The organism is Pseudoalteromonas sp. SR41-1 (assembly GCF_014164015.1).
Classification (GTDB): Bacteria; Pseudomonadota; Gammaproteobacteria; order Enterobacterales; family Alteromonadaceae; genus Pseudoalteromonas; species Pseudoalteromonas distincta.
In genome coordinates, this window is record NZ_JACJEK010000031.1 from 1 (window position 1) to 20329 (window position 20329).

23 protein-coding genes are annotated in these 20329 nt (G+C 37.8%); 14 read left to right on the forward strand and 9 right to left on the reverse strand.

Annotated features, from left to right (window positions below):
• Positions 1–181: 181 nt before the first annotated feature.
• Both H5118_RS19415 and H5118_RS19420 read right to left on the reverse strand, forming a co-directional pair.
• Complete coding sequence (locus H5118_RS19415) at positions 182–1024, reverse strand: transporter substrate-binding domain-containing protein (protein WP_154903278.1); 843 nt, start codon at positions 1022–1024, stop codon at positions 182–184.
• Positions 1025–1163: 139 nt separating this feature from the next.
• Positions 1164–1331 carry a hypothetical protein gene (locus tag H5118_RS19420; RefSeq protein WP_002961566.1) on the reverse strand — a complete coding sequence of 56 codons (168 nt, stop codon included), beginning with the start codon at positions 1329–1331 and terminating at the stop codon, positions 1164–1166.
• Positions 1332–1702: 371 nt separating this feature from the next.
• Here H5118_RS19420 and H5118_RS19425 point away from each other — a divergent pair, with 371 nt between their 5' ends.
• On the forward strand, positions 1703–2254 hold the full coding sequence (locus H5118_RS19425; RefSeq protein ID WP_182749797.1) for a hypothetical protein: 552 nt from the start codon (positions 1703–1705) through the stop codon (positions 2252–2254).
• Here the strand turns inward: H5118_RS19425 and H5118_RS19430 are convergent.
• The gene (locus H5118_RS19430; RefSeq protein WP_039490175.1) at positions 2251–3054 is read right to left on the reverse strand and encodes a hypothetical protein; all 804 of its coding nucleotides are present in this window, start codon (positions 3052–3054) and stop codon (positions 2251–2253) included. The genes H5118_RS19425 and H5118_RS19430 overlap by 4 nt on opposite strands.
• A 188-nt stretch (positions 3055–3242) precedes the next feature.
• Between H5118_RS19430 and icd the strand changes: the two genes are divergently transcribed.
• Positions 3243–4511 carry an NADP-dependent isocitrate dehydrogenase gene (icd, locus tag H5118_RS19435; RefSeq protein ID WP_182749799.1) on the forward strand — a complete coding sequence of 423 codons (1269 nt, stop codon included), beginning with the start codon at positions 3243–3245 and terminating at the stop codon, positions 4509–4511.
• 12 nt (positions 4512–4523) lie between these two features.
• Here the strand turns inward: icd and H5118_RS19440 are convergent, their stop codons facing one another.
• The 4 genes from H5118_RS19440 to H5118_RS19455 all read right to left on the reverse strand — a co-directional run bounded on the left by H5118_RS19440 (position 4524) and on the right by H5118_RS19455 (position 7082).
• Positions 4524–4955 (reverse strand): hypothetical protein, encoded by a 432-nt coding sequence (locus H5118_RS19440; RefSeq protein ID WP_002961558.1) that lies wholly within the window; start codon positions 4953–4955, stop codon positions 4524–4526.
• A 411-nt stretch (positions 4956–5366) separates the two neighbouring features.
• Positions 5367–5573 carry a hypothetical protein gene (locus H5118_RS19445; RefSeq protein WP_007375422.1) on the reverse strand — a complete coding sequence of 69 codons (207 nt, stop codon included), beginning with the start codon at positions 5571–5573 and terminating at the stop codon, positions 5367–5369.
• 29 nt (positions 5574–5602) lie between these two features.
• Complete coding sequence (locus H5118_RS19450) at positions 5603–6052, reverse strand: N-acetyltransferase (RefSeq protein WP_182672245.1); 450 nt, start codon at positions 6050–6052, stop codon at positions 5603–5605.
• An 82-nt stretch (positions 6053–6134) separates the two neighbouring features.
• Positions 6135–7082 carry a LysR family transcriptional regulator gene (locus tag H5118_RS19455; RefSeq protein WP_154903270.1) on the reverse strand — a complete coding sequence of 316 codons (948 nt, stop codon included), beginning with the start codon at positions 7080–7082 and terminating at the stop codon, positions 6135–6137.
• Between the two features lie 380 nt (positions 7083–7462).
• Between H5118_RS19455 and aceK the strand changes: the two genes are divergently transcribed.
• The 3 genes from aceK (at position 7463) to H5118_RS19470 (ending at position 10576) form a co-directional block, all read left to right on the forward strand.
• Positions 7463–9235: a bifunctional isocitrate dehydrogenase kinase/phosphatase gene (gene aceK / locus H5118_RS19460; RefSeq protein WP_182749801.1), complete on the forward strand. Its 1773-nt coding sequence runs from the start codon at positions 7463–7465 to the stop codon at positions 9233–9235.
• A gap of 64 nt (positions 9236–9299) precedes the next feature.
• On the forward strand, positions 9300–10262 hold the full coding sequence (locus H5118_RS19465) for a zinc-binding dehydrogenase (RefSeq protein ID WP_024595341.1): 963 nt from the start codon (positions 9300–9302) through the stop codon (positions 10260–10262).
• A 62-nt stretch (positions 10263–10324) separates the two neighbouring features.
• Complete coding sequence (locus H5118_RS19470) at positions 10325–10576, forward strand: DUF2999 family protein (RefSeq protein WP_007582532.1); 252 nt, start codon at positions 10325–10327, stop codon at positions 10574–10576.
• A gap of 81 nt (positions 10577–10657) precedes the next feature.
• On the opposite strand, the gene H5118_RS19475 is transcribed toward H5118_RS19470, so the two are convergent.
• Complete coding sequence (locus H5118_RS19475) at positions 10658–11158, reverse strand: fasciclin domain-containing protein (RefSeq protein WP_007582534.1); 501 nt, start codon at positions 11156–11158, stop codon at positions 10658–10660.
• Positions 11159–11342: 184 nt separating this feature from the next.
• Here H5118_RS19475 and lepB point away from each other — a divergent pair, with 184 nt between their 5' ends.
• On the forward strand, positions 11343–11993 hold the full coding sequence (lepB, locus tag H5118_RS19480) for a signal peptidase I (RefSeq protein ID WP_024597614.1): 651 nt from the start codon (positions 11343–11345) through the stop codon (positions 11991–11993).
• 183 nt (positions 11994–12176) lie between these two features.
• Here lepB and metG read toward each other — a convergent pair whose 3' ends face one another.
• The gene (gene metG, locus H5118_RS19485) at positions 12177–14198 is read right to left on the reverse strand and encodes a methionine--tRNA ligase (RefSeq protein WP_182749803.1); all 2022 of its coding nucleotides are present in this window, start codon (positions 14196–14198) and stop codon (positions 12177–12179) included.
• A 187-nt stretch (positions 14199–14385) separates the two neighbouring features.
• On the opposite strand from metG, the gene apbC reads away from it, so the two are divergent.
• From apbC to H5118_RS19525, 8 genes are all read left to right on the forward strand, one after another.
• Positions 14386–15462, forward strand: a complete 1077-nt coding sequence (apbC, locus tag H5118_RS19490) for an iron-sulfur cluster carrier protein ApbC (protein ID WP_182749805.1) — start codon at positions 14386–14388, stop codon at positions 15460–15462.
• Positions 15463–15468: 6 nt separating this feature from the next.
• Complete coding sequence (gene dcd / locus H5118_RS19495) at positions 15469–16053, forward strand: dCTP deaminase (RefSeq protein WP_002959670.1); 585 nt, start codon at positions 15469–15471, stop codon at positions 16051–16053.
• Between the two features lie 516 nt (positions 16054–16569).
• Positions 16570–16968: a hypothetical protein gene (locus H5118_RS20715; protein ID WP_259395928.1), complete on the forward strand. Its 399-nt coding sequence runs from the start codon at positions 16570–16572 to the stop codon at positions 16966–16968.
• Positions 16955–17707 carry an immunity 49 family protein gene (locus H5118_RS19505; protein ID WP_182749807.1) on the forward strand — a complete coding sequence of 251 codons (753 nt, stop codon included), beginning with the start codon at positions 16955–16957 and terminating at the stop codon, positions 17705–17707. Before H5118_RS20715 ends, H5118_RS19505 begins: the two co-directional genes overlap by 14 nt.
• 30 nt (positions 17708–17737) lie before the next feature.
• On the forward strand, positions 17738–18235 hold the full coding sequence (locus tag H5118_RS19510) for a hypothetical protein (RefSeq protein ID WP_182749809.1): 498 nt from the start codon (positions 17738–17740) through the stop codon (positions 18233–18235).
• Between the two features lie 289 nt (positions 18236–18524).
• The gene (locus H5118_RS19515; RefSeq protein WP_182749811.1) at positions 18525–18947 is read left to right on the forward strand and encodes a hypothetical protein; all 423 of its coding nucleotides are present in this window, start codon (positions 18525–18527) and stop codon (positions 18945–18947) included.
• Entirely contained in the window at positions 18947–19366 is a 420-nt protein-coding gene (locus H5118_RS19520) for a tol-pal system YbgF family protein (RefSeq protein ID WP_182749813.1), read from the forward strand. Before H5118_RS19515 ends, H5118_RS19520 begins: the two co-directional genes overlap by 1 nt.
• A 204-nt stretch (positions 19367–19570) precedes the next feature.
• On the forward strand, positions 19571–20029 hold the full coding sequence (locus tag H5118_RS19525; protein WP_182749815.1) for a hypothetical protein: 459 nt from the start codon (positions 19571–19573) through the stop codon (positions 20027–20029).
• The last annotated feature ends 300 nt before the right edge of the window (positions 20030–20329 follow it).

Below are 20329 nucleotides of genomic sequence, written 5' to 3' on the forward strand. Positions count from 1 at the left end.
TGAGTATGTTCGTTAATCATAATGTGCCCTCAAACAAGATTTGAAGATCTGATCATGACATTGAGATTTAGTTCAAAAAAATCCCCGCTAATTTCTTAGCAGGGATTTGTGTATAAGAGACAGCTTACTGTGGCGTTTTTTTTGCTTAACAGAAACTCAAATTAAGCGACTTTGAATTTGTTTATTTTGTGCTATTAATACGTGACTTTAATAGAGGCCTTAAATCCTCAGGCAACCAGCGCATAAGTAAATCGTTATAAGCCTGCGTTTTTTTAATAACTTTAAGCTGCTCATTAAGAATAGCGATGTCTTTTGCGCCTTGCTCGTTTTTAGTACAACCAATAAAGCCATAACTGAGCGCTGGAGATTCGGTTAATGGACGCTGCGTTAAGTTTTCTTCAAAGTGCATTGATTTAGCTAAATAGTAATGCTCGCTTGGGTAACCCAGCAAAATATCAATTCGTTTTAGGTTAAGCATATATGTAAGGCTCGCTAGGCTATCGCGTGTGGGTCTAATTACTAAATCAATGTTGGGTGTACTGTTTATTAAAGTATCTATCTCTTGGCCGTAAGAGCGGCTCATAGAAACTCCAAGAGTTAGTTTTTTATCTTGTATTAAATTGAGTAGTGATACTTCTTTTGATTCCGCTATATTTAGCGCTTTGGCCAGCTTTTTATGCATTGCTATTGAAGGCGAGAGGCCTGTTGTTGAGCTTTCGTCTGTGAAATAAATATGCTCTTTTCTGTAATCATTTTTATAAAGCGATAACGCACAAACATTATTTGAAGTATTAGACAGCTCTTGAATTACTTTACCTGAGGGGATAAGCATGCGGTTAAAGGTAATATTAGGAAGTTGTTTTTCAAGTAAAGAAATTATGCTTTCGTCACGGCCTTGGTGTTGATATTGACCATTTAAAATATAATAGGGTGCAAAATCGTGCGCTAGCCAGTTTATGGTTCTAGCATTGCTTATTGAGCTCAGACAGAAAAAAAGTAAGAAAGTTAAAAATATACGGAGCATTACAACAGCTACCAGTAATTATTATTGTAAAACTATTGTAACCAATAAAGGGCTAAAAAGTAAAATGCCAGCAACAAGGCTGGCATAATATCTTATCAATAATTGCAATAATAGAATGGCAATTAAAGTTATATGTTGCTTAGTTAGCTTTTAGCCACTTAACAAACTGGCGTGCATCACTCGCTTTTTGAAATAATGCATTTTTTAAACCTTGTGTATCACTGAAGATTACACGATGTTTGTTTACTGAAATTGATTGCACTGGATGTGCTATTTGGATCATAGACCCGTTATATTTATAAGACATAATAAAACTCACTTTATTCTTGTTATTTATTCTGCGCTATATTTGTATAGCAAATTGCAGTCAATAAATTAACGATGTTGTGTTTAGCTTCATTACAGTGTTGACGATCTTTATGACACTTTTGCGATGATAGTAAAAAATCATCTCGGTATTATTCAAGGGGTTCTCGCCGTACAATAACTTAGCTTTCAAATATACGTTTTGCGGGGCTTACTGGATCAGGGTAAATGGTTAACCGCGGCGGTTTCTTTAAACCAGAGAGGGAAGGTAACTTATATATAAATTGTGTGCAAGCTATTTATTATAAAAATATTTATAATAAATCTTATCAACTGCTTACAAAGCCCATTTTTAGTTACCAAAGGATAAGTATGAATTACCTAATAGTGAGTGATATTTATGGTTTAAGCCCTGCTTTAAGTAAGTTATCACAGGCAATTAGTTCAAATTTAGTGATTGTTGACCCATACAATAATAAGATTCAAGCTATTGAAAGTGAACAAGATAGTTATAATAATTTTATACAGCAGTGTGGCCATGACAAATATACGGACAAACTTCTAGAATGCTTTGAGAGTTTAAAAGTGCCGACCACATGTATTGCGTTTAGCGCAGGGGCAAGTGCAGCATGGCGGGCACAGTTATTAACAGGCAATACACACCTTAAAAAGTTAATTGGCTTTTATCCGTCGCAAATTCGTAATTATTTAGCGTTAGATGCAAATGTACCCTGTGAATTCATATTCCCAGAAAGTGAGAGTCACTTTAATGTCGATGAAGTTATTAAAGCTTTAAGCACCAAAGCGGGTGTTAAGTGCTATAAAACCAATTTTTTGCATGGTTTTATGAACGAGTACTCAACCAATTTTAATGCGCAAGGGCTGGTTGAATATAGTAGCTATATAAAACAGAGCAGCCGTTAAAGCGTGTTTAGCTGCTTTTTATTAATATCAGGAAAATCAGTACGGGTATTATATTTTGCATACAGCGTTGTAAAAATGCTGCTGCCGGATAACTTATCTAACTCTTTTATAAAGGTTTTAGCACTAGAACGAGCGGGTCTACAGCATGTTTGATACTGTTTTATTATACCCGCGACAGATAAACCTTGTTTTTGTAGCTTAAGGTCGGCCTGTGCAAAAAAAGCCGCACCCGTCCAATAAACACGTTGCTGGGCGCGTTGTTTCCACATATCGGCAGAGAGCTTATTAAGTGGCTGTGTTTTAGTTTTGGTTTGCAGGCGGGCACGATCAAATCCTGCATTTAAACGTTGTACAAACTGTGGCTGGGTGATTATACCGCTGTCACGCATTATTACGTTTTGCATATAACTGGCAAAACCCTCGCTTAGCCAAAAACCGGAGTAGGGAAGTAGCGGCAAATATAAATGCGAAAGTTCATGGTATAGCGTCCAATCTTTAGTGAATGCATTTAAACTGGCGTAGCGATCTATATGTAGTTCAATCCCATCGGGGTTATTGCGCTTAACTGTAGCCCAAGGTACAGGCTCAAAAGCAAAGTATTGCGGTTTTAAATAAATAGGCAAAGTGGTTTGCTTTAAAGGCCCCAGTGTATTTTGTGTTTTTTCAACACTTTGATTAACCCATGTAGACACCGTATTTTGAGCATTACTTGAGAGCGAGCTAAGGTTATGTATGACTACTTCAGCGGCTAATACGTTAAAAGAGCTGATTGATAGTAGCAGTACAAAAAAGTATTTCATTAAAATGCTCCACTGTAATTTAATAACTGGTACGCCAGGCTTAATATACAAGACCAACTAAATGGATAAATAATCACGCCTAATTCTTTATTTTTTAAAATGATAGTAACTATAAAAGTACAAATACAGACACTTCTAGCTAAGCATGGTTTAATCAATTAATCGTTATTTTAAGTTAGGTTTTAGCCATGACGTATCAGCATATTCAAGTTCCTGAGCACGGCCAAAATATCACTATTGATGCACAAGGACATTGGCAAATACCGTTAGAACCTATCATTGCTTTTATTGATGGCGATGGCGTGGGGCTGGATGTTATGCCGGTGATGCGCCACGTTGTTGATAGTGCAATTGAGCATTGTTATAAAAGTGCACGGAAAATTCATTGGATGCAAGTTTATAATGGCGAGCAGGCCGCAAAGCTGTATGACGGTGACTGGTTTCCACAAGAAACAATTAACGCGGTACGTGCCTGCAAAATTGCCATAAAAGGGCCGTTAACCACACCACTGGGTGGTGGCTTTAGATCGCTTAATGTTGCACTCAGGCAAGAAATGGATTTGTTTGTAAATATGCGAACTATAAAAGGCTTTAGCGCACTTCCTTCTCCTTTAAAAAATCCTTTTTTAACAAACATAACAGTGCTTCGTGATAGCAGCGAAGACGTGTACTCAGGTATTGAGTGGCAAGCAGGGAGTGTAGAAAGCGAAAAAATGCTCGATTTTTTATGTGAGGAAATGGGCGTAACCCGCTTAAGGTTTTCACAAGAATGCGGTATTGGTATTAAAAATATATCTAAAGAAGGCTCTGAGCGACTAATGCGCTTTGCCATTAACTATGCACTTAAAAACGATAGTGAATCATTAACGCTAGTGCATAAAGGCAATGTACTTAAATTTACCGATGGGGCATTTAAGCGTTGGGGGTATGCACTTGCACAAAGCGAATTTAATGCCACTGCACATGAAAATGGGCGTTGGCTGCAAATAGAGCGAGTAAATCAAGCACCTCTAATTATTAAAGAAGTTATAGCCGACAACATGCTGCAGCAATGTTTAATGCAGCCAGAGCAATTTGATGTAGTGGTGACGACTAATCAAAATGGTGACTTTTTAGCGGATATGCTGAGCGCACAAGTTGGCGGTGTCGGCATAATGCCTGCTGCAAATTTAAATAACGATGTCGCATTTTTTGAGCCTACACACGGCACGTTTGAACGTATAGCAGGGCAAAATAAAGCAAACCCCAGCAGTAGTATTTTAAGTGCGGTATTAATGCTTAAATTTATGGGATGGGACGAGGCCGCATTACTAATAGAAAATGCGTTAGAGCAAACATTTAAAAGCGGTGAAGTAACCTTTGATTTAGCGCAAGAGCAGAGCGATAACTCAAGTATTCATAACTCGACAACCTTAACTTGTACTGGCTTTGCAAAGAAGGTTATCGAGCACTTTTAAACACATTCATTATTAAGCTGCTGAGGCAGTTTTTACTCTGTGCATGCAAGGGCGGTTGGTTAACTGCGCTGCACGATGGTAAATCTCATGTGCTTGAGGTTCATCGCACTGCGTACCACTAAGCGTATCCATTAACGCAACAACAATAATTGCAGGAACCTGGCAGCAATATTCGTCTAAAACGGCTTCTGTCGTTTGTGCATCAACATGGCAAAGTGGGTGGTTTTTAAGTTGGTATGCGTTTAGCAATGTATCCACTTCTAATACATCATTTGGTTGGTGCTTTGTTTTACGGCATTTACAACCAAACTCATCAACTAAAGTAGCTAATGCTTGGTAAGTTTCAGTGGTGTTAGTTTTTGCGCATAACTGCTCTTCAATAAACTGATGTAAGTTAGCATCAATAAATAACCCGTCTTGTTGTGTGAAGCTTGATGTTGTCATAATTATTACTCTTAGTTTGTTGGCTTAACTTCACTCTAGCGCTAAGTGTATTATTAATGAAATTGTTGTTTTCAATAACTGACATTGATTTCATCAATAGTAAGTTTTAAAACTAAATAAAAAATAGAAAACATACCTAAATTATACTAATTAATTTGGTGCAGAGCGGTAAAAACGTGCACAAAACTGGAACAAGGGGATTAGTTGATGAGTTAAGGTGGATGCTTAGTTAATTGTTTTTATTGAATTTTAATTGTTTTATGAAGTTGGTACTAAGCTTGCTAATCTTACACTGTAGGTAGACTCCTATATCGACGATTTCCAAAAGCGCCATGGTATTTTCCCAAAGTTGAATACCACGGCGCTTTTTTATTTTCTCGTGTATTTTATTTAGCCGTAACAATAGTAATATTAAATTTTAATAAAGTAGGGAATAGCCACTAAAATAGCGCCTACAATCAACAGCATGCTAACACTGCTCATAAAATACGGAAATACCAATAGCGACAAACCAATACAAAGCGGTACTACGGCTTTTTTTCTTCGCCCGTAAGTAAGGTAGCCAATACCTATGCCTCCAAACAAAACACTCCACGCAATTATTGATGCACTATCCATTTGTAAATTACCTATTTTGAAATACTGATTTAAATTACGACCGACATAGCCAGCTTTTCAATACCATGTGAAGGAGTCCATCTTTTAAATTCCACGAAGCCATGCTTTTTATATAAATTTATTGCAGGAGTATTAGCAACCGCAGTCTCCACTATTGCATGAGAAAAATCATCCATTGCTAAAACATAACTTATTAGCTTACTTGCGATACCTTTTTTAAAATGACTAGGATCAACGGTTAAACTGCAAATATCTAAATACTCGTTGTTTGTATCTACTTCTATAACGGCTGCTAAACATTCATTTTCGCTGTAGCCATAAAAGGTTGTTTCTGATTTTTTTATACCTTTAATATTACGCGCTAAAGGAGGAAAGTTATGCGCGCCGATCAGTTTAGCCTCTATAGCGTAGGACTTTTGAAAGACAGCAAAAATTATATTTGCAATATCGTTATTCTTATTATTAAGTTTGTTTATCATTATATTCTTCTAATGAAAGTAAAGCTTGGACAGTATGCGCGATAGTAAAATACCTGGTGCTTGATGTGATGAAAATAATAATTTATCTATCTGCAATCGTTTTAGCAAACGCTAATAACTCACGCCTTAACCATTGGTGCGCCGTTGCATGGTGCAGCAGTGGGCTCCATATCATTTTTACTTCAATAGGCACTATTTGAAATGGCACCGGGCTGATTACCAAATCAGTATGAGAGGTTAATAACTTAGCTTGCCTGCGCGGTAGGGTGGCAATAAGTTGCTCTGATTGGCAAAGCAGGCTTGCAACCATATAGTGGCGAGTAAAAACACGTATTTTACGTGTTTGTTCTAGTTGCCAAAGCGCTTCATCTACCCAGCCTAATTTTTGCTTTCCTGATTTATTAGTAACAGCGGCTTCAGGCCCCCAGCCGGCACGATTTACCCAAATATGCTCTTTTTTTAAGTAGTCGTCTAACCCTGATTGTTGTAAAAATGTATTTTTAGGATGGGTTAAACAACAGTAATTATCGCGCCATACACTGGCTTGATGAAACGAGCGTGGCAAACCATTAAAGCGATTTATTGCTAAATCTATAGTGCCTTTTTCCATGTCTTGCAGGTTTATGTCGCTTGGACTTAATACATCAAAATTAATACCGGGATTTTTACTAAGCTGCGCCGTTATAAAAGGGGCTATTAAGGTCGACTCTATGTAGTCATTTGCCATTATTCTAAAGGTAACTTCAGCGGTTGCAGGGTTAAATTGCTCACTAGGCTGCGTAATAGCTTCGGCCATTTTTAAGAGCGCCTCAACTTCAGGCTTTAACGCAAGTGCCTTTGCCGTTGGCGTCATAGAGCCTGCGGCACGCACAAGTAGCGGGTCGTCAAATAAATCGCGCAAACGTTTTAATGCGTTACTCATAGCCGGTTGCGTAAGCGCGAGTTTATTGGCAGCTTTCGACACACTTTTTTCATCTATTAACACATTTAAATAAACGAGAAGGTTAAGATCGACATTTCTTATATTCATATGGGCGTGTTGGCCTTTCAGGGTTGAAATTTGTTCAATCTAGGGGCGATTTAATCGCGGCGCGAGGTTTGCCACCTAGTGGGCTAAGTAAAAATCGAGCAACAAAGAGTTAATCGTCCCTAGAAAGAACCCTATGGGCAGTGTGTATTTGGCCTTTATGCAGCGTTAAAGTACATTTATGGGGAGCCACCACACTACATGTACTTTGCCTTGCTTATAAACCAAATACACGGCTGCAAAATTAACCTCGAAAGGTCAATACGCCCAATAAATTCTATTTATATGGTTTATTAATTATCTAAATTAAAGCCTGCTTGCTAAGGTGTAAACAATTAATAAAAATAACCGCCATAACTGGCATCAATATAAGTGCTGTATTTATGCAAAATAGGCTAACACATAAATCTAATAATACGCTGCAAAACGTTATTGCCAGTAAGCTTGCACGATCTGTTTTTGCTGGATTTGAGGCGATGTTTTCGCAATTTTTAAATATTACACTGGGTGCACAAAGCCGTTTTGAACAACGACAGTACCACAGTGTGCAAAGTGCTATGCGTGAACGTTTACAAGTGTATGAGCGCGAAGTGAAAAACGTGAGTGAAGCCGTGAGAGTTATTGCTTATGCTGAGCTTACTTGCCCGCAAACGTGGCAGTTAGCTAAAAATATTTACGGCGATATGGTAGAAAATCACGAAAACAAACCTATTGCGCATACTTTTTTTAATTCAACGTTTGGCGCAATTTGGGACGATAAAAAAATTCGTACTGTGCATTTGTTTGTATTAAAAGCAAAGTATCGTAGTGAGCCGCGCTCTTATGAAAGCTTAGTGAGCAGGGTATCGCTACATAATGGGTTTAATAACGCCGTTAAAACGCTTATCACTAATCAAGTATTTAGAGTGCCGTTTAGTCATTTAGAACTTGATGTAGCCACATTACAAAGTACGTTAATGCAAGGCGCTAAGCAGCAATGCAAACAGGTGTACGAACTTATAAATTTAAACGACGGTTATATTGAATACGCCAACTCATTATTTTTTAGAAACAAAGCCTGTTATTTAATTGGGCGCTGCATTGCTAAAAATGGCGACAATATGCCTTTTGCTATCGCTATTTTAAATACCGATGAGGGACTAAAGCTTGATGCTGTAATGATGGGCGCCGATCAATTAAGTTTATTATTTGGCTTTGCACGCACCTATTTTATGGTTGATACCGATAAGCCCGCACGTTATGTAGATTACCTAAGTGTATTAATGCCACACAAACAACGCTTTGAGTTATTTAACGCCATTGGTTTTATAAAGCACGCCAAAACTGAGTTTTATCGGTATAAGGTCGATACGACTAAAAATAGCCCAGCCAACTTCAAGTATGTTAAAGCGCCAGGTACGCCGGGTATGGTAATGCTGGTATTTACTATTGAAGGGCTAGATTACGTTTATAAAGTAATTAAAGACAAATTTAGTGCGCCAAAAACAGCCACCAAAGCACAAGTGATAGACAAGTATAACTTTGTAAAACAAGCCGATAGGGTTGGTCGTTTGGTAGATACGCACGAGTTTAGATATTTAGCGTTTGATTTAAGCCGTTTTAGTGATGAATTGCTTGAGCAGATGAAAAACCAAATTGGTAGCAGTATGGTTATATCGGGTAAGGCACTCATTTTAAAGCACGTTTATGTTGAGCGTAAAATGACCCCGCTTAATTTATATATTAACCAATGCGATAACAAAACCTTAGAGAGCGTGATGCATGACTACGGTAAAGCAATTAAAGAGTTAGCGGGCGCTAATATATTTCCGGGCGACATGCTAATGAAAAACTTTGGCGTAACGCGATGGGGGCGAGTGGTGTTTTACGATTTTGACGAAATTTGCCCACTAACCGATTGCAACTTTAGAGACGTTCCACAAACCCAAAATGCACTCGAAGAGCTAAGTAGTAACTCGTATTTTGATATAGCTGAAAACGATATATTTCCGAGCCAATTTAAGGTGTTTTTTAGTGCCAACGATATTGCGTTTAACTATTTTAATAATGAGCACAGTAACTTGTTTTTAGCGACGTTCTGGCAAGGTTGTCAGCAACAAGTACATAATGGTTGTCTACCCGATGTTTATCCTTACAAACAAAGTTGGCGCTTTTGAGGTTGTTTGAATCTGTGTTCATCCCCATCTATATGTTATTACAGTTTTTAAACTTGGAGCAACAATGAAATATATTTCTCATGAAGATGGCAATCTTGCATTTAGTGAAACCGAAAAGCCGGTTTTAAAGAGCCATGAAGTACTTGTTAAAGTTGCAGCAATAGGTGTAAACCGTGCAGACAGTATGCAGCGCCAAGGTAAATACCCGGCCCCTGCGGGAGATAGCCCGATTTTAGGTTTAGAATGTGCGGGTACAGTTACTGAGCTTGGAAAAGATGTAGATAAAAGCTGGCTAAACAAGCGTATTTTTACGTTGTGCTCAGGTGGTGCTTATAGCGAATATGTAGCAGTTGATGCAAAACAGCTTATGGAATTACCCGATGATGTAACAATGGCTGAAGGCGCTGCAATAAGCGAAGTGTATTTAACGGCATTTGGCGCGTTATTTGAGCTTGGTAAATTACAAAAAGGGCAAACAGCGCTTATTCATGCAGGTGCTAGTGGTGTGGGCGGTGCAGCAATTCAAATGGCTAAAAGCGCAGGTGCTACCGTAGTTATTACTGCCGGTACGGATGACAAATGCCAACACGCAAAAGAACTCGGTGCCGATCATGCAATTAACTACAAAACCACTGACTTTGTAGAATATATGAAAGCAAATGAGTTAACAGCAAATGCAATTGTAGATCCTGTTTCGGGTAGTTACTTAAATAAAAATGCCGCTATTGCAGCCATGGATTGCCAAATTGTAATGCTTGCATTTTTAGATGGACGTTTTGCAGAAGTTGATTTTGCGGCGCTTTTACAAAAGCGTATTTCGTTTCATGCCTCAACGCTTAGAAATCGTAGTATTGAGTTTAAACGCCAGGTGCGCGACGACTTTGTAGCGCGTTTTTACAATGATATTGCCACTAAAAAGTACGACTTTAACTTGTATAAAACATTGCCTTGGAGCGACGCAAACGAAGCCCATGCTATTTTAGAGCGTAATGAAAACGCAGGAAAAGTGGTTTTACTTGTAGAGTAACTCTTTAATTTTAGGGTTTAGCCCATATACTAAGCCCTATAAAAAACACTTAAGGTTTAATAATGAATCCAATACTAGCAATACTTAAAGAGCACAATGTAAGCGACGAAAAAGTAAAAGCATTGTTTGAAGCGTTTACTCAAAACCCAATGATGGCAATGGCGCTTGTTCAAGAGCTTGGTATTCCGCCAGAAAAGCTACAGCAACTAATGGCAGTCGTGATGACTCAACCGCATCTTATTAAAGAAGCGACTGACGAACTTGGTTTAGATTTTGAAAAAGTAAAAGAAGCGAAAGAAAAACTAAATCAATAATTTGTTATGTCATGAAACAAAAATAAATAAAAAAGCATAAGTATTTACTTATGCTTTTTTAGTTGGCTTATTCTTTTATGACTACTCTTTTGGAAGTAGTACGGTGTCGATAACATGAATTACGCCGTTGCTTGCTTTTACATCAGCTTTTACAACTTTAGCGTCATTTATCATTACGCCCATGCTGTCGGCTTTAACCATAACTGATTGGCCTTGTAGTGTTTTCGCACTATCTACCTTCATTACATCGGCTGCCATCACTTTTCCAGACACTACGTGATAAGTTAATACCGCCGTTAGCTTATCTTTGTTTTCAGGCTTGAGTAACATTTCTACAGTGCCTTCAGGTAATTTAGAAAATGCAGCATCTGTTGGTGCAAAAATAGTAAAGGGTCCTTTACCTTGCAGTGTTTCAACTAAACCTGCGGCTTTAACAGCAGCAACAAGAGTAGTGAACGAACCATTTTCAACGGCTACTTCAACAACGTCTTTTTTCATACCATGATGATCAGCATAAGCCATTGTAGTAAATCCAAGGCTTGCAGTTGTAAACAATAATGCAGTAGTAATTTTCTTAAACATTTTATTTTTCCTTTAAGTTAATACCCGTTGGTTTCGTTAAATGTTACGACGCTCTAAATTTAATCGATCAATTAAAATTAGTAGTCAACATGTTTTGTTACATCATTGATTGAACTGCAGCTAAATAGCAAAGTCATATAAACAGTTACTTAATTAAAGACTTGTTCAATTGAAGGGAATAGGCATGAAATTAGTTTATAAGTTTTGGAAAAACAACCGCTCTCTTATCGTATTTATTGCACTAATGAGCGTATTTAGAAGCGCTGTAGCCGATTGGTACGAAGTGCCAACAGGCTCTATGAAGCCAACAATTCAAGAAGGTGACAGAATACTTACCGATAAAATGGCCTACGATATTCGTGTCCCATTTACGCATATAAAACTACTTAAACTAGCGGACCCACAAACCGGTGATATTATTGTTTTTGACTCACAAGCTGCCGATAACCGTTTAATTAAACGTGTAATTGGTGTGCCAGGAGACACCGTTGCGCTTGAAAATAATGAGCTCATTATTAATGGTAAAAAACTTAATTATGCAGATCAGCAAAGCAACATAGACTCGCTTGATAAAATCGAAGATTTAAACGGGTTAGCGCATTCGATAAGAGTGGCAAATATTCCTTCACGTTTATCGGGCTTTGACGCAATTACAATTCCTGATGATTATTATTTAGCAATGGGCGATAACCGCGACAATAGCGCTGACTCGCGTGTAATAGGTTTAATTCCGCGTAATGAGTTATTAGGAAAAGCAGAGCGCGTTATAGTGTCTCTTGATTACGATAACTATTACTTACCAAGAAAAGACCGCGTATTGAAAAAGCTCAATTAAATAAGATAATTAATTTTAGAGTTAAAATATAACTGCCTATTTAGGCAGTTTACTTATATATTTTTTTACAAGCTTGGTAAGAACACTACGCTCTTGTTCGGTATTTAATATACGACTAAACATTACTTTAGCCCATAAAAAAACCGCTGACATATCAGCGGTTTTTTTATTGTATGAATAATATTACATTACGCGCATACCAGGCTCTGAGCCGTCATCTGGGTTAAGAATATAAATTTCTTTTCCGCCAGGGCCTGCTGCCAATACCATGCCTTCAGACATACCAAAGCGCATTTTACGAGGCTTAAGGTTAGCAACCATAACGGTTAGCTTGCCTTCGATATCCTCAGGTGCATAAGCCGATTTAATACCCGCAAACACTTGGCGAGTTTCGCCGCCTAAATCAAGTGTTAGCTTAAGTAGTTTATCTGCGCCTTCTACGTGCTCTGCTTTAGCAATTTTAGCTACGCGTAGGTCTACTTTTGCAAAATCATCGAACTCAATCTCGTCGCTAATTGGCTCTTTTGCAAGTGGGCTGTTAGGGTCAATTGTTACTTTTGGTGCTAAGCTTTCTTTAGATTCTTCAACCATTTTGTTCACTTTATCCATTTCAACACGTTGCATTAACGGTTTAAATTTATTGATAGGGTGGCTTACTAGTGCATTTTGAACGCCGTCCCATGCAAGGTCGTCATTTAAAAACGCTTGTACGTTGTCTGCCATTCCTGGTAGCACGGGTTTTAAGTAAGTAATTAAAACGCGGAACAAGTTAAGACCAAGAGAACACACTTCGTGTGCTTCTTGTTGCTTAGTTTCGTCTTTAATTAATACCCAAGGTGCTGCGCCATCAATAAATTGGTTTGCTTTGTCGGCAAGCGCCATTATTTCGCGAATTGCGCGGCTGTAATCGCGGTTCTCGTAGTGTGTTGTAATGCTCGGTGCAGCAGCTTGAAACTCTGCTAACAGCTCTGGTTGCTTAATAGTGTTGCTTAGCTTGCCATCAAACTTTTTAGTAATAAAGCCAGCACAACGGCTCGCTATGTTGACTACTTTACCTACTAGGTCTGAATTTACGCGCTGTGCAAAGTCTTCTAGGTTTAAATCCAGATCAACAATACCGCTGCTTAATTTTGCTGCGTAGTAGTAACGTAAGTATTCTGGGTTTAAGTTATCTAAATAAGTACGCGCTTTAATAAACGTACCCTTTGATTTAGACATTTTTTCGCCATTCACAGTTACAAAACCATGAGCGAATACGTTAGTTGGCTTTCTAAAATTAGCGCCTTCTAGCATTGCTGGCCAAAATAAGCTGTGGAAGTAGATAATGTCTTTACCAATAAAGTGATAAAGCTCTGCGTCTGAACCTTCAGCCCAAAACGCATCAAAGTCGAGGCCTTTTTCGTCACATAGGTTTTTAAAACTCGCCATGTAACCAATAGGTGCATCTAACCAAACGTAAAAATATTTGCCTGGTGCATTTGGGATTTCAAAACCAAAATAAGGTGCGTCACGGCTAATATCCCACTGTTGCAAGCCATCGGTAAACCATTCGTCTAGCTTGTTAGCCATTTCTTGTTGAATAGTTCCCGAGTGTAACCACTCTTTTAGCATGCCTTCAAATGCTGGCAGGTCAAAAAAGTAATGCTCAGAATCTTTAAGTACAGGCTCAGCACCTGACATTACAGAACGCGGGTTAATAAGTTCGGTAGGGCTGTATGTAGCACCACACGAATCACAGCTATCGCCGTTTTGGTTTTCAGACTTACACGTCGGGCAAGTACCTGTTACAAAGCGGTCTGGTAAGAAAATACCTTTTTCAGGATCAAATAATTGCGAAATAGTGTGCTTTTTAATATGACCGGCATCGTTTAGGCGGTTATAAATAAGTTCGCTTAATTCTTTGTTTTCTTGGCTGTGGGTGCTGTGGTAGTTATCAAATTTGATATTAAAGTCAGCAAAGTCGCGTTGGCGCTCTATGCTCACTTGTTTTACCATTTCTTCAGGCGTGATCCCTTGCTTTTGCGCATTAAGCATAATTGGCGTGCCGTGGGCATCGTCTGCGCAAACATAATAAGCTTCGTGGCCTTGTAGTTTTTGAAAACGTGACCAAATATCAGTTTGAATATATTCCAATAAATGACCTAGGTGAGTAGGGCCATTTGCATAAGGTAATGCGCTGGTAATCAGGATCTTTCGCTGCGTCATAATCATTCCGAATTGAGGATAAAACGCCGTTTTTATTATACAAACGGCAATTATCATTAATTTATCTACAAGCTATCTGCTTAGAGTGCGCACAGCTTATGGATTTTTATTAATTGACTGGTGTTAATGCCCTGAATGTTACATAATTCCGTGGCACTTTTCATCAAAGAAACGCTATTTAATTGCTATGTTTGGACTGTCGAAACTATTCTCTTCTAAATCGGTGCAAAAACAACCGATTATAACTGCCTTAGCGGCATATCGTAGTGCGGCTTTTGCCGTCGGTATTGACGAAAGCTTCATTGATACTATTACTCAAAATGACGATAAATCACTACACATTAAATTAACTCTGCCATTTGCTGGGCAATCAGAAATGCCTTTAGTTGAGCAACACGTAAGTGAAAGCTTAAATGTGCCTGTAACAATTAGCGCCAAGGTTATCATTAAAGAGGCGGCTAAGTTTAAAGCGATTAAACATATTGTACTTATTGCCTCAGGCAAAGGTGGGGTAGGTAAGTCGACTACTGCTGTTAACTTGGCAGGCGCGCTTAAAAATGAAGGCGCAAAGGTGGGTATTTTAGATGCTGACATTTATGGCCCATCTATCCCAATGCTTTTAGGATTAGTGGGCGCAGAGCCCGTCACTAAAGATAACAAACAGCTACAGCCTTTTGATGCCAATGGCATTAAAGCGCAGTCAATTGGCTTTTTAGTTCCAAGCGATGATGCCACGGTATGGCGCGGGCCAATGGCGTCAGGCGCGCTGAGCCAGTTACTTAACGAAACCGATTGGGGCGAGCTTGACTACTTAATTGTTGATATGCCACCGGGCACCGGTGATATTCAGCTTACAATGAGCCAAAAAGTACCCGCTAGCGGCTCTGTTATTGTCACTACACCGCAAGATTTAGCGCTAGCCGATGCGCAAAAAGGCATTGCTATGTTTAATAAAGTAAACGTACCGGTGCTTGGCTTAATAGAAAATATGAGCCACTACATTTGCACTCACTGTGGTGAAGCTAACCACGTTTTTGGTAAAGACGGTGCACAAAAACTGGCGCATAAGCACGGCGTGCCTGTACTTAGCCATATTCCACTTGCAATAGATATACGCGAGTATTCTGAGCAAGGTAAACTTATTGCAAGCGATAACGATGCCGCAATAAGCAAAACATACAGCGCAGCAGCAAGGTTAATAGCCAGCACGCTTTATTATCAACAGCATCACAATGCAATTGAAATTGTGATTACGGAAGATTAATAAATAATGAGACTTTCAGACACACATATTAAAGAATACTTAAGCGATGGCCGCATAGTTATTGAGCCTGCACCAACGAGCGAGATGATTTCAGGTGTAACGGCCGATTTACGCTTGGGTAATAAATTTAGAACGTTTAATGCGCATAACGCCGCATACGTCGATTTAAGTGGTCCAAAAGATCAGCTAAATAAGGCCATGGAATCGATCATGAGTGAAGAAATAGTGCTTGATGAAGGTGAAGCATTCTTTTTACACCCAGGTGAACTTGCACTAGCTATTACCCATGAAAAAGTAACTCTACCAGCAGATATAGTAGGTTGGTTAGATGGACGCTCATCGCTTGCGCGTTTGGGTTTAATGGTGCATGTAACCGCGCATCGAATAGACCCAGGCTGGAGCGGCAATATTGTTTTAGAGTTTTACAACTCAGGTAAATTACCACTGGCACTACGCCCACTGATGAAAATTGGTGCTATGAGCTTTGAAATGTTATCGGGCCCGTGTGAAAACCCATACAATATTCGTAAAGATGCAAAATATAAAGATCAAAGCAGCGCAGTAGCAAGTCGTATTAGTGACGATAAATAATCACCAAATATAGGCATTACTCGTCCATTTTATGAAGCGCATAACCCAGTAGTTCAAAGTACTGGTTAAGCGCTTCATTTGCTTTATTAACAGAGCGTATCATGTTTTGTACGCTTGATAAGTTAACAATCCGCATAAACGCTTGAATACAGCTACGCCATATACAATAGAAAAACCTTTCTTCAGAATCCCGCATATTTAATTGATTAACGCAGAACAACGGCTCTTTTACTCAGTACAACCTCTACTCTATATCTATATGCACAAGAACGACTTCGTAAATCAGCTGATTGTGTCTAAACCTATGGACGTAAGTAGGCATAATACCAATTTTGAATACGACAGTTTTAGCATTTTAATACAACAAATTACTCTAGTAGTAAAAACTGAAAGTTTAGGTATTTATACGCTAATTAATAAATTAGAAAATTCGGCCACCTTATAAGCTCGGAGATAAGGTGTTTTTTTTAAGCTATAGCTTTAGAGACTAAAGGTGAACTTGGTGCTTCCATGTATATGGAAAAAGAGTTTTCAGACCCTCCTCCTCCAGCAAAAATGGAAATGGGCTTTGGCCCGGTTCCAGGAGTCGATCAGATATGGGCTAAGCGAGATGAAAATGACAAAGTCATAGAGTACTTTGTTGTTGAAGCTAAAGGCCCTGGTGCTAAATTGTTAACTGGTGCAAAAAAAGGCGACCAGATGACAGACCCTTGGGTTAAAAAAAGCTTAGAATCGATGGAGAACTCTAAAAAATACAAAGAAAAGAATCAATTGGGCGAAGATATTTTAGATGCTATTGAAAACGAAGAGCCAAAAGTGACCAAACTTGTTATTGAAGCTGTCGAGGTTGACGGCAACATTACTGGCGGTAAACTTCAAACTCTTCCAAAGGAAAAAAAGAATGTTAAGACTTAATAATTATGATTTCGAATTTGAAAAGTTTTTTAAAAAAGCACCTATTACAATAGATATTAGACTTAAACATATAGATGATTCAGCAGTAGATTTTGAAGTAAAAATAAATGCGGTAAGGATTCTCTCAAAAAAACTTCAAGAACTTGCTTATGCTCATTACGTTTTAGAAAACTACACCGATGCAAAGCTTTACTTAAAAAAAGCAGCGCCATTTGCATACTTAACAGGCTTTGACTCAGAACTAAAAGGGCATAACAACGAATGGACTATCCAAAATAAGCTTAATGTTACTTTGCTGTTTGGTGATGAATCAATAATAAGCAAATTACGTGAACATGCAGATGACTTTACAACCAGCAGCGTGACTAAAAAAGCTATTTTTTTATATAATCACTTACTAATAAAAATAGGCACAGGTAAAGTACCGCCGGAAGAAGAAATTGAAAATGCACTTAATGAGGCTAAATCAACTAAAGATAAAGATGTACAACAATGCATTGTTCCTCTTATTGAGGCCATTAAAGGTCTTACTATTGGCGATGATTATTTATGGCAATCAAGCATAGACAAAGTCATTGCGTGGCACGCTGATGAGTGTAAATACGGTGACTTCAAAGAAGATGGAAATGCGGTTATGTCATTAAATGCGCTTAGCATGGCTAAATTGGGCAAAGATATGCATGGCTGGCAGTGTAAAACTGATTCACTTTATTTACCGTTATATTTAATTAATGATTAAATCTATCACCACTAATTTTAAGAGGTAATGATGAGTAGTGTAATTAATCTTTTTATTGTTGATGAAGATGTTTATCCCACAAAACTGAATTTAAGTGATGAGCAAAAATATCAAGAGTTGTTAGATATAACTCAAGATGAAGCTACTAGATGGCAATCTATAGAGCTCAATATGCGTGGTTTTATTCCGGCTATTGAGTTACTTGATGGCGTAGTAGGTGCCCAGGGGTTGTTGCCAGTTTGTACATTTAACTATTTTCCTCATCAATTAATTGGCCCCGATGCTAACATAAGTGGTTCTTTTGGCTTTTTTTCAAGTGAGATGGTGCAAGATCTATTTCCTTTGCTAAAAAAGTATTTTGAGGTTGATATAGATAATAGTGAAAGTAAAGGCCTAGTAGATGATGTTGAGCATCGGGCTGGTGAGCTCGACCCGCAAGCTTATGAAATAGTTCGCGATCGCTACTTTGTTACGTTTAGAGACGCCGCAGAGCAGAACAAATCTATCGTAGTATTGATAGAAGAGTGAACCTAAAAAATTCTAATTAAAGTTTAGTATTTTTTACTTATGATATGGGATTTATACAAATATAAAAGTGAATAAATACTCTTTAGTTAAGTCTCCTTACTTGGGTATATATATCCTCACACATTTTAAACTTATTAATATTAAAATAATATCGCTTTAACATGGGTGAAAGCTAAAGTAGCTAAAGTAGCTAAAAAGTGATAGCTTAATTCAAATAATTATGCTCCCACTATTAGGTTTTAAATGCCGTGCTAAGACTAAATAAAAAGCCTAAAATTATAGGGTTGTAATGAAAAAATTACCTGTAGAATTAAGAGATAAAATTGACGAACTATATATTTTTGCCTTTCAAGCATTAGAAAGAAAAGATTTTATTACGGCGAAAGAACAAGCAGAAAAAGCATGGGAGTTATTACCTGAGCCTAAATTTGACTGGGACGTAACTCTCAGCTTTGTTTCTGGAATTTGTGAAATGTATAAGGAGTTAGAGCTTCATAAAGAAGCTCATGCGATTTTGGATGAACTTTTTGAATTTGGAAATTTAAAGCCGTATCAAGATGGACCTATATTCTTAAGGGGAGCAATATATTTTGAGCAAGGTGAGTTAGAGTTAGCAAAAGTATGGTTTGATAAAGCGAATACAATATCTAAGGGGCGTTGCTTTGTTAGTCAGCCGAAGAAGTATAAAACTTTCTATAGTGAGTGCAAATAATGGATATCCATGATCAAATAGAGCAGTATTGTGAACAAGGTAATGACTTGTTCGATGAAGACGATTTTTTAGGTGCTATAGCCATTTGGCAAAAAGCGCTCGATTTAATCATTAACCCCAATGAAGATTGGAATGAAGTGCTGTGGCTCAAGGTTTCGATTGGTGATAGTTTTTACATGATTGATGAATATGAAAAGTCTTTAGACTCTTTATTGGACGCCTTAAATTATCCTGAAGCAAATGAAAATGCATTTATACACTTTAGAATAGGGCAATGTTATTACCAACTTGGGGATAAAGATAGTAGTAAAAATTCACTGTTAAAAGCTTATATGCTTGCAGGTAAAGAGATTTTTGATGAACATGAGGAAGAAGGGTTGTTTTTTTATGATTTTCTGTCTTCTGTAATCAACTTATAGATTTAATTTATTGTTGTTTTTATAATCTTTTACGTTGCAATTACCCGAATTGGGGACGTTTAAATGTTAAAAGGATATAATTATGCTAAAAACTAAATACATTGCATTAGCAATTACTTTAGGTTCAATACCACTTCAATCAAATGCTGCTGTTTTGATGGTGCGTCACATTGCTCTGAAGATGTAGTTTATAAAACACAAGCGTTGAATAACCTAATAGCCTCTGTTGGTGACATTCAAGCTCTAAAAACTAAGGCTTTCGAAAAAGTTGGTTCAACTGAAAACGGTTACTTTCTTTTCGATCCTCAGTTTTCCCGTTCAGCTCGCTACTTTAACTGCAGTGTTCCACTAAATGAGTCAATTGGTAATTTTGAACTTGTCATAAATGGTATTACTGAAGGGTTGAACAGCTCTAATGGTGGTTGCTCTATCTCTCGTATGCGCAAGGTTAGCGATGGTGGTCAGAGTAAGTGGTTCAGGTATGGCACTGGGAAAGGGTTTGATTGGATAGATATATCAAATCAATCTAATAGTTCGAAGCAATTTGTTTCATATTCAGTAGATCTAAATAATAATTTTGAAAGTGATGCTATTCTTACTATGAAGTGCCGCACTACTTGGCAAACAGGCTCTGTTTCAATTGGACAAATAGAAATTAAATAAATAAAAATTAGTCCCTAATTGAAAGGCTTAAAGTGCTACTTTAAGCCTTAAAAGCGTTAATTTATAAAAAGCTATTCATTAGCAATAATAGTCTTTTCCTGAAGAACATTATTAGCCCCGATACTTTTCCCCCACATTATTTTAATAAACATAACCATTAATGGTCTCTTTAATAAATTTTTATAAAAGCGCTCACTATATTAAATTAAATAGTTAATTTAAAAGGTAAGTGTTTGTCTTAAAGTAAAAATTATTATAAAACCGCTTAATTTTAGACAAAGTTTATGGTAAAAAACAATG

Coding starts and splice junctions, on each gene's coding strand:
- H5118_RS19415 (WP_154903278.1), bottom strand. CDS start 1,024: ATGCTCCGTATATTTTTAACTTTCTTACTTTTTTTCTGTCTGAGCTCA.
- H5118_RS19420 (WP_002961566.1), bottom strand. CDS start 1,331: ATGTCTTATAAATATAACGGGTCTATGATCCAAATAGCACATCCAGTG.
- H5118_RS19425 (WP_182749797.1), top strand. CDS start 1,703: ATGAATTACCTAATAGTGAGTGATATTTATGGTTTAAGCCCTGCTTTA.
- H5118_RS19430 (WP_039490175.1), bottom strand. CDS start 3,054: ATGAAATACTTTTTTGTACTGCTACTATCAATCAGCTCTTTTAACGTA.
- icd (WP_182749799.1), top strand. CDS start 3,243: ATGACGTATCAGCATATTCAAGTTCCTGAGCACGGCCAAAATATCACT.
- H5118_RS19440 (WP_002961558.1), bottom strand. CDS start 4,955: ATGACAACATCAAGCTTCACACAACAAGACGGGTTATTTATTGATGCT.
- H5118_RS19445 (WP_007375422.1), bottom strand. CDS start 5,573: ATGGATAGTGCATCAATAATTGCGTGGAGTGTTTTGTTTGGAGGCATA.
- H5118_RS19450 (WP_182672245.1), bottom strand. CDS start 6,052: ATGATAAACAAACTTAATAATAAGAATAACGATATTGCAAATATAATT.
- H5118_RS19455 (WP_154903270.1), bottom strand. CDS start 7,082: ATGAATATAAGAAATGTCGATCTTAACCTTCTCGTTTATTTAAATGTG.
- aceK (WP_182749801.1), top strand. CDS start 7,463: ATGCAAAATAGGCTAACACATAAATCTAATAATACGCTGCAAAACGTT.
- H5118_RS19465 (WP_024595341.1), top strand. CDS start 9,300: ATGAAATATATTTCTCATGAAGATGGCAATCTTGCATTTAGTGAAACC.
- H5118_RS19470 (WP_007582532.1), top strand. CDS start 10,325: ATGAATCCAATACTAGCAATACTTAAAGAGCACAATGTAAGCGACGAA.
- H5118_RS19475 (WP_007582534.1), bottom strand. CDS start 11,158: ATGTTTAAGAAAATTACTACTGCATTATTGTTTACAACTGCAAGCCTT.
- lepB (WP_024597614.1), top strand. CDS start 11,343: ATGAAATTAGTTTATAAGTTTTGGAAAAACAACCGCTCTCTTATCGTA.
- metG (WP_182749803.1), bottom strand. CDS start 14,198: ATGACGCAGCGAAAGATCCTGATTACCAGCGCATTACCTTATGCAAAT.
- apbC (WP_182749805.1), top strand. CDS start 14,386: ATGTTTGGACTGTCGAAACTATTCTCTTCTAAATCGGTGCAAAAACAA.
- dcd (WP_002959670.1), top strand. CDS start 15,469: ATGAGACTTTCAGACACACATATTAAAGAATACTTAAGCGATGGCCGC.
- H5118_RS20715 (WP_259395928.1), top strand. CDS start 16,570: ATGGAAAAAGAGTTTTCAGACCCTCCTCCTCCAGCAAAAATGGAAATG.
- H5118_RS19505 (WP_182749807.1), top strand. CDS start 16,955: ATGTTAAGACTTAATAATTATGATTTCGAATTTGAAAAGTTTTTTAAA.
- H5118_RS19510 (WP_182749809.1), top strand. CDS start 17,738: ATGAGTAGTGTAATTAATCTTTTTATTGTTGATGAAGATGTTTATCCC.
- H5118_RS19515 (WP_182749811.1), top strand. CDS start 18,525: ATGAAAAAATTACCTGTAGAATTAAGAGATAAAATTGACGAACTATAT.
- H5118_RS19520 (WP_182749813.1), top strand. CDS start 18,947: ATGGATATCCATGATCAAATAGAGCAGTATTGTGAACAAGGTAATGAC.